Here is a 7,879-nt window from a genome sequence, read left to right as displayed (position 1 = left end):
CGCGAACATCTCCGCCGCGAACCGTTCGATCACCGGCCGCACACGGCCCATCTCACCCAGTTCCATACCAACCACCGCCACACACACGAAGACGACAGTCAGTACAACCAATGACAGACCTAATCAAATCCTAATAGGGAAGCGTATCGAAATCATTTGGATTCGTATAGCGACGACTTGGTGGGGTCATCCGAACAGAGGGGCTCCGTCACGGTGTGCGCCGCAGCGGCACAGGACGCCGGAGGCGGCTCCCAGCCCGCGAACCGGATCGTGCGCCGGAGAGCACCGAAACCCGAAAACGATCACGGCGATCGCCCTCCGACCAGTCCCGGTAGCAACCGCCGGGAAAGCAACGGATGCGCTGGTCACGACATCGCAGGCAGATCACCGTCACCGGCTCACGGCGAGATCGCCGACCGGCGCTAACGGTGGTCTTTCCATCAAACTACCGGGACCCCTGCGGCTGTTCGAGGGACCAAACGCCGCACTGCCGCTCTTCGCTGCGTTCCTCCCGGGGGCCCCTACCCGGAGCGCTGCTCTACCGCGACAAGCGCGATGTCGTCGCCGAGCGAACCGCCGCTCCAGTCGATGAGGGCGCAGACCAGGCGCGCGGTCGCCTCGGGCAGCTCTGCGCCGGCGAACGCGTCCTGCACGGCCGGGAGAAGCGGGAAGAACTCCCGTGTGCCGCAATTGCGGGCCTCGACCAGACCATCTGTGTAAAAGAGCAGCCGGTCAGACCGGGCAAAAAGGACGTGAACTGGGTCCGGCGCGGCACCGAGACCGAGTGGCGGCTGCCGCTCGGGGACACCGAGCGCCTCCACCACGCCGCCACGGACCCGTATTGCCTGTTACTGGTTGAACTCGTCGTCGGCGCCGTCGGGGAAGGCGTCCAACTCGCCGGGTGTGAAGACCATGACGGGGACCGCGGTGTCATGCCCTCTGCGCCACGCTCAGGTGTGGCACCCGCTGGGTGCAGGCCGGGTAGGACGAACGGATGCGGTACCGCGAGCGTCGGAAACGGCCCGAGGGTCGGTGGCGCTGCGGGCCCACGGGCCGCGTGTCATCCTGTGAGCGGCCAGCCGTGTTCTGTAGCCGCGGGTGCCGGGTACCCGAGGGGGAGGAACCAGCGTGGTGGACGGCATCGGCGCGGCTCGGCTCGCGGTGCTCATCGATGCGGAGAACGTGCCGTTGTGGACTGTCGAGCCGCTGCTCGCCGAGATCGCCCGGTACGGGAAGGCGCAGGTGAGGCGTGCCTACGGTGACTGGACGGGCTCGCTGAGGAGCTGGAAGAAGACCCTGCTGGAGCTGTCCATTCGTCCGGTGCAGGTGTTCGCCGCGGTCAAGGGAAAGAACGCGGCGGACCTGGCATTGGCGATCGACGCGATGGATCTGCTGCACTCCGGGTCCGTCGACGGAATCTGCTTGGCGTCCTCGGACAGCGACTTCACCCGGTTGGCCGAACGGATCCGCGAGGGCGGCCTGGCCGTCTACGGGTTCGGCGAGGAGAAGAAGACGAACCCGGGTCTGCCCGCAGCCTGCGACACCTTCGTCTTCGTCGAAACCCTCGCAGCGGCAGCGCTGCCAACACCTACCGCGACCCCCGGCCAGGCGCTCGTCCCCGCCCAGGCCACCCCACCGACGCCGCGCCCACCTGAGGCGACCGGCGAAACCGAGACGTTCGTGCCGAGCCCGGATACCGACACGCCGCCGGTCGCTGTCGCCGCCCCGCCGAAAATGAAGAAGGCGCAGACCGCCCCGGTCGCGCCTCCCACCCGGGCAACAACCGCCGAACTGCGCGCGGACACCGCGCTGGTCAGCCGGCTCCGCGAGGCCGTCACAGCGAACACCGGCCCCGACGGCTGGACCCATCTGTCGGCCGTCGGGTCGGCCATCCGCAATGTCCTGTCCAGGTGAGGGTGGCGACGTCCAGACCACGATGACGCGCCTGGTGGCGACGTCCAGAGTCAGGTGGCGAGGCGTTCCCGCGGCACGTGCGGTTAACGGGCGGTGAGGCCGAGCAGGGATCCCAGCGAGTCGTCGCGCGGGTTGGGTGCTTGACATCCGCGGCAGCCGGCCATGTTGACCTCGGTCTCAGCGGAAGTCGTTGGCGTGATCTTCGGCCCATTGAGCAAAGGTCCGCGCGGCCTCGCCGGTGATCTCCTCGACGATCGTCGAGATCTGGGCTGGCCTGCCGTTACCAGCCGCCCACAGGCGCAGGATGGTTTCGACTCCGATCGAGGGCATGGTCCGCCCGAGTTCCACTCGCGCTTCGTCGACAGAGATCACCTCGAACGTGACCTTGCGGTCGATCGCGTCGCCGATCAGCTCGACCTGCTGGCGAAGAGTGAGCGACTGCGGTCCGTAGACGGTGTACGCCCGCCGATCGTGTCCCGGTTCGGTGAGCGCGGCCACAGCGAGCGCGGCCATGTCCTTCTCATGGACAGGCGCGGTCTGCGCGTCCGGGTACGGCGCACGCACGACACCCTCGGTCCGGATCGACTTCGTCCACCACCATCGCGTGTTCGTGGCGAACATTCCCGGGCGGATGAAGGTCCAGCCAATGCCCGATCGCTCGATGGCCAGCTCGACGGCGCGGTGCTCCCGGGCGATGGGATTGTGCTCGGCATCGCTGTTGACGACCGCCGCTGAGGAGAGCAACACCACCTGCCGCACCCCGGCAGCCCTGGCCGCGGCGACGAAACCTTGCACGCCGTGCGGTTTGGCGTAGGAGAAGATCTTCTCCGCCCCCTCCAGTGCGGCGGGTAGGGTCTCGGGACGCTCCAGGTCGGCCGCCACGACCTCCGTATCCGGCGGGAACTGCGCCGCGCTGGGGTTTCTGCTGGTCACCCGGACCCGCTCACCCGCTGCGCGCAGACCGGCGGCGACATGATGGCCCACGCTGCCCCGGGCACCGAAAACGACCGCGACCATCGCTAGATTCCTCCCTGATCCTCGGACCCGCCGAGGAGCTTGAGCAGCTGACTGTGGAGCCGCTGCCGGGTCGTGGGCGACAGCGGGTCGTCGCCGAGGATGTCCTGCACGAACTGCGGCATCGTGATCGGCGAGAAGACCACCGCGTAAGCGACCAGAAGCACGAACCCAGGGTCGATCTCGTCGGTGACCTCGCCGGCCCGCTGCCGTAGGCGAATCTTCTCCACCGCCGACGCCATCCTGGCGCGTTGGACCTCCGCGAACCGCTCTCGATCGTCCGCCTCGGCGAACGGACAGTCGCCCAGCGCCTGCCAGACCACTAGCCGAGCCCAGTCGGGGCGATCGAGTGTCGCGTGCAGATACGCGGCGACCGACTCCTCGAACGAGGCGTCCGGCGCGACGATCGAGGCCTCGACCTCCTGCCAGCGGCGACGCAACTCTTCCAGCAGACCCTGTTTGCCACCGAAGTAATAGGAGATCAACTGCTGGTTGACGCCGGCTCTCGCGGCAATTCCGGCCGTGCGCGCACCTGCGTACCCCCTGGCTCCGAACTCGGCCACGGCAGCCTCCAGGATCCGCTCCCGTGTCTGCTCCGTCGCCGTGCCGCGTTCGTCCGGGCGCGGTGCTCTGCGCGCTGCCATGCCCGGTGACAGTAGTCCATCAATCAGTTGAATGACAACTGTCATCCAGACAGTTGACCAGCTCTCTGGCGGGCAGTTGACGGCGATCACCCGCGGACCGCTCGCGCCGATCAACCATTCATGATCCGTAACGGTCGGCATCGACGGGAGCGTGGCCGTCCAGCACCAACCGAATCCGCCGAGTAGATCTGGACACTTCGCGACCCCACTGTCCGGACCTTGTGGGGTGCCAGAAGTCGGCCTGGGCCCGTGAGCTGGGGTGATGCGCCGGTGTGGCAGCCGGCATGATGCTCAGCTATGTCCGTACGCCTGCTCTATATGATCTTCGTGCGGGTGTGTGGCTGGCTGGTCCTCTTCGGCCGTTCGTCGGCGTCAAAGGACATCGAGTTGCTCGTGCTGCGGCATGAGGTCGCGGTGCTGCGCCGCACCCAGCCCAAGCCCCGGTGGGACTGGGCGGACCGGGCGGTGCCCGCCGCACTGATCCGACTCCTGCCCAGAGCGCTGCGGGCGCACCGGCTGGTCGCGCCCGGCACCGTTCTGCGGTGGCACCGCCGCCTGGTCACACGGACATGGACCCACCCGCACCGGACGGGAGGGCCACCGATCAGCCAGGAGATCGCCGCGCTGATCGAGCGGCTTGCGACCGAGAACACGACGTGGGGCTACCAGCGGATCCAGGGCGAGCTCCTCAAGCTCGGCCACCGGGTGAGCGCATCCACGATCCGCCGGGTCCTGACGTCCCTGGGGCTCCCCCAGCTCCGAAACGGCAGACCGACACCACATGGCGACAGTTCCTGCGTACGCAGGCGTCGACGATGCTGGCCGTGGACTTTTTCCACGTGGACTGCGCCATTACGCTCCAGCGTCTGTACTGCTTCTTCGTCATAGAGGTCGGCTCCCGCTCCGTCCACATCCTCGGGGTCACCTCCCACCCCGACGGCCCGTGGACCACCCAACAGATCCGCAACCTCCTCCTGGACCTCGGCGACCGGACGGCCGACTTCCAGGTCCTGGTCCGCGACCGCGCCGGACAGTTCACCGCATCGTTCGACGCGGTCCTCGCCGACGCCGGCATCACCACGGTCAAGATCCCACCCCGGGCTCCCCGCGCGAACGCCTACGCAGAACGGTTTGTCCTAACCGTCCGGACCGAGGTTACCGACCGGATGCTGATCGTCGGTGAAAGGCACCTGCGTACTGTCCTGGTCGAGTACGCGGCCCACTACAACGGACGACGACCCCACCGTGGCCGCGACCTTCAACCACCATGGCCCGACCGTCCCGTCGCAGACCTGAGCCAGGAACGTCAAGCGCCAGCCTGTCCTCGGCAGCTTGATCAACGAATATGAACGAGCCGCCTAAAACCCCAGGTCAAGGCCGGTGGTCGAGTTCTGGCACCCTACAGGCGCGGACCGCCCGGGCCACGCCGTGAGCGGGCACCTGGAACTCGCCCGGCACGTCCTCGACCAGGTCGAGTCCCTCGGTGGCATGACGCTGCGGCGGTTCTTCGGTGGTTGGGCGCTGTGCCACGCCGGACGGCAGGTCGCCCTGGTAATGGACACCCTCTACCTCAAGGTCGCGGACGGTGAACGGTCGGCGTGGGAGACGGCGGGTGGCAGGCCGTTCGTCTACCGGGCGGCCGGCAGGGACGTCACGGTCCGTGCCTACTACAGCGTCCCCGAGGAAACTCTCGACGACCGCGACGCCCTGACCGACCTCGTCCGCCACGCGATCAGCCGCCTTCAAGTACAAGGTTGAGTGAGAACCGGGGTCGCCGTCAGGCCGTACCTCCGGTGCGGCCGGCGGATGTCGGATTTTCCCCGTTGTGCTCCGTCAGGTTGCGGCCACACGCCTTTCACATGATCACGCCAAAGATGCGGCTGGCATTCCACAGCACGGGCCGGCGGGAGACGGATGACCCCCGCACATCGACCACGTGGGCCGACCGGCAGGTTCTGTCGCACATTCGGTGGTGACGGAGCGTGGTGATGAGGTCAGGCGATCACGGTCACGGTGGCGGTGTCGAGGTCGTACCGAGCGCCGATCACGGCGAGTGTGCCGATCTCTACACGTGCCCGCACGATCTCGCTGCCGGCCTTTCGGGTGTCTTTGGGTTGATCTGTCGGTCATTGCGGTAGCGGCCTGTGGACCTGACGCATGCTTCCCCGCGTCACCCGGCGCCCCGATCGCCAGGTTCCTGTTCGCTGCCATGCCGTGGTCGCGCTACATCGCGATGACGATCTTGCCGCTGGCGTGATGTTCCAGCATGCGCGTGACCGCGCTTGCCGCTTGCTCGAGCGGGTAGGTCTTGTCGATGACCACCCTGACCGCGCCGGTTTCGAGGAGCCCGCGGAGCGCATCCAGGTTCTCGCGGTTCATGGCCGGGGTCACGAGCCTCACGGTGGTGGAACCGAATCCCATCAGGACTGCCCGGGCCGTCCTAGGCAAGCCGGCCAGGAGGCCGCCGGTGTACCCGATGCTGTTCGGGATGAGCACTCCTTTGGGTGCCAGCATTCGCGCGGACGCCTTTGGCGGGTGGTTCAGCACGTTGTCGAGGATGACGTCGAAACGCTGTCGGCTCTGGGTGAAGTCCTCCTTCGTGTACTCGATGACGTGGTCCGCTCCGAGTGACCGGACCAGTTCGACGTTGCGGATGCCGCATACTCCGGTGACTTCTGCGCCCAGCACCTTGGCGATCTGGACCGCCATGGTCCCGACCCCGCCTGAGGCGCCGTTAATCAGGACGCGGGTGCCGGCGCCTACCCGTGCCACGTCCCGCATGGCGACCAGCGCGGCGAGCCCGGTCATGACCGACGCCGCGGCGTCGGTGAAGGCGAGTCCGGCTGGCTTCTTGACGAGTTGGGCCGCCGGCGCGACTGCGTGCTGGGCGAAGGCGCCGGCCCGGGCTCTGGTGGACCCGAACACTTCGTCGCCGGGCGCCAGGTCGGTGACCTTCTGGCCAACTGCCTCCACCACGCCGGCGACGTCGCTGCCCCGGACCGGGCGCTTGGGCCGACGCAACCCGGAACCCAGGCGCAGGATGTACGGCACTCCGATGACGGCGGCCCAGTCCGGTGTGTTGACACTCGTGGCCCGTGTCCGGATCAGGACGTCGTCGGCGCCGATCGACGGGACGCGGATTTCTTCGAGTCGGAGCACGCGCTCCGGCGCCCCGTAGCCGTCCTGGACGACGGCCAGCATGGTCGGCGGATTGACAGGCACCGTCGCGCTGCTCCTTTCGGGGGGAGTCCGCCGGGGGGCGACTCCGTCGTATTGATCGCCGACGACCCGGCCCGGCTGCAGCGTCCCTTTCCGGCTGCCCCTCGTGCTGTCCGCCATGGCTTGCCTCTCCTTGTCGGGCGACGTGAGGTGGTATATTGAGTTCCCTTACACGGTAAGGGAACTACGTACATTGTAAGGTTACGGCTTACGATGTAAGGAAGTCAAGGGGGTCTGTTGGGCGACACGAGCCGCCGTCGCGGGCGAGAGCTGGCGAGGTGAAGATCTCCGCGCTGGGCAACACCGGCCCTGAACGCCGCACCCAGCTGACGCGAGAGCGGGTGATGGCAGCTGCCGTCGAGCTCGCCGATCGGGACGGCATCGAGTCGATCAGCATGCGCAAGCTCGCACAGGAGCTGGGTGTCGAGGCGATGTCCCTCTACACGCACGTGCGCAACAAGAACGACCTCCTGGACGGCATGGCCGATGCCGTGATCAGCCAGATCCCGACGAGTGCCGATGGTGTCGACTGGAAGACGTCACTGCGTCAGATGGCGCTCGCCGCGCGCAGCGTGGTTCAGCGTCATCCGTGGGCACCCCGCACAGTCCAGGCGCAGACCACGCCCGGGCCCGCTGTGCTGCAATACGTCAATGCGGTGATCGGCACCCTCCGGGAAGGCGGCTTCTCGATCGCACAGGCGCATCACGCCCTGCACATCCTCGGCAGTCGCCTGCTCGGGTTCACGCAGGATCTCTTCGACGATTCCGGGGACCTCGAGCCGGAGGCGGCCGCCAGTCTCGCGAGCGACCTCGGCGCCAGCCATCCCTACGTCGTGGAGATGGCCCTCGCGGTCACCCACGGCGGCACCCTCGGCCGGTGCGACGACGACGCCGAATTCGAGTTCGCGCTCGATTTCATCCTCGACGGCCTCGCCCGGCTCCAAAGCGACTGAGCCTTTCCCGTGCGCCCAGCAGACTGGAGGTGACGCCGTGTAAGCGGCCGATCTACCTTTCGTAAGCTCGTCGTCGCTTGCCGGTGGAAGTCCGGTCCGGGTAGCTGCCAGGAGGCCCGGTAGCAGGCTGGCGGC

General features: G+C 67.6%; 7 protein-coding genes and 1 pseudogene. 4 read left to right on the top strand and 4 right to left on the bottom strand.

Going from position 1 to position 7,879, the window contains the following annotated elements:
* Positions 1-521: 521 nt before the first annotated feature.
* Positions 522-824 (bottom strand): SpoIIE family protein phosphatase, encoded by a 303-nt coding sequence (locus FMEAI12_RS32615; protein WP_235014947.1) that lies wholly within the window; start codon positions 822-824, stop codon positions 522-524.
* A gap of 307 nt (positions 825-1,131) precedes the next feature.
* Between FMEAI12_RS32615 and FMEAI12_RS32610 the strand changes: the two genes are divergently transcribed.
* Positions 1,132-1,914: an NYN domain-containing protein gene (locus tag FMEAI12_RS32610; protein WP_368672132.1), complete on the top strand. Its 783-nt coding sequence runs from the start codon at positions 1,132-1,134 to the stop codon at positions 1,912-1,914.
* A gap of 177 nt (positions 1,915-2,091) precedes the next feature.
* Here the strand turns inward: FMEAI12_RS32610 and FMEAI12_RS32605 are convergent, their stop codons facing one another.
* Both FMEAI12_RS32605 and FMEAI12_RS32600 read right to left on the bottom strand, forming a co-directional pair.
* Complete coding sequence (locus FMEAI12_RS32605; RefSeq protein ID WP_112109010.1) at positions 2,092-2,931, bottom strand: NAD(P)H-binding protein; 840 nt, start codon at positions 2,929-2,931, stop codon at positions 2,092-2,094.
* Positions 2,932-2,933: 2 nt separating this feature from the next.
* Positions 2,934-3,662, bottom strand: a complete 729-nt coding sequence (locus tag FMEAI12_RS32600) for a TetR/AcrR family transcriptional regulator (RefSeq protein WP_200835491.1) — start codon at positions 3,660-3,662, stop codon at positions 2,934-2,936.
* A gap of 207 nt (positions 3,663-3,869) precedes the next feature.
* On the opposite strand from FMEAI12_RS32600, the pseudogene FMEAI12_RS38920 reads away from it, so the two are divergent.
* A pseudogene (locus tag FMEAI12_RS38920) lies at positions 3,870-4,934 on the top strand (integrase core domain-containing protein).
* 18 nt (positions 4,935-4,952) lie between these two features.
* Positions 4,953-5,330 (top strand): TfoX/Sxy family protein, encoded by a 378-nt coding sequence (locus FMEAI12_RS32585; protein WP_112109009.1) that lies wholly within the window; start codon positions 4,953-4,955, stop codon positions 5,328-5,330.
* 465 nt (positions 5,331-5,795) lie between these two features.
* On the opposite strand, the gene FMEAI12_RS32580 is transcribed toward FMEAI12_RS32585, so the two are convergent.
* Positions 5,796-6,773 (bottom strand): NAD(P)-dependent alcohol dehydrogenase, encoded by a 978-nt coding sequence (locus FMEAI12_RS32580; RefSeq protein ID WP_112109008.1) that lies wholly within the window; start codon positions 6,771-6,773, stop codon positions 5,796-5,798.
* Between the two features lie 296 nt (positions 6,774-7,069).
* Here FMEAI12_RS32580 and FMEAI12_RS32575 point away from each other — a divergent pair, with 296 nt between their 5' ends.
* Positions 7,070-7,744, top strand: a complete 675-nt coding sequence (locus FMEAI12_RS32575) for a TetR/AcrR family transcriptional regulator C-terminal domain-containing protein (protein ID WP_200835490.1) — start codon at positions 7,070-7,072, stop codon at positions 7,742-7,744.
* Positions 7,745-7,879 lie beyond the last annotated feature (135 nt).

The sequence above is a fragment of the Parafrankia sp. Ea1.12 genome, assembly GCF_900465275.1.
GTDB lineage: Bacteria > Actinomycetota > Actinomycetes > Frankiales > Frankiaceae > Parafrankia > Parafrankia soli.
Note: the sequence above shows the minus strand (reverse complement) of the source record. Positions and strands in the feature narration are given on the sequence as shown.

Excerpts from the sequence above, each read along its gene's own strand:
- FMEAI12_RS32605 (WP_112109010.1), bottom strand. The coding sequence starts at position 2,931 with ATGGTCGCGGTCGTTTTCGGTGCCCGGGGCAGCGTGGGCCATCATGTC.
- FMEAI12_RS32580 (WP_112109008.1), bottom strand. The coding sequence starts at position 6,773 with ATGCTGGCCGTCGTCCAGGACGGCTACGGGGCGCCGGAGCGCGTGCTC.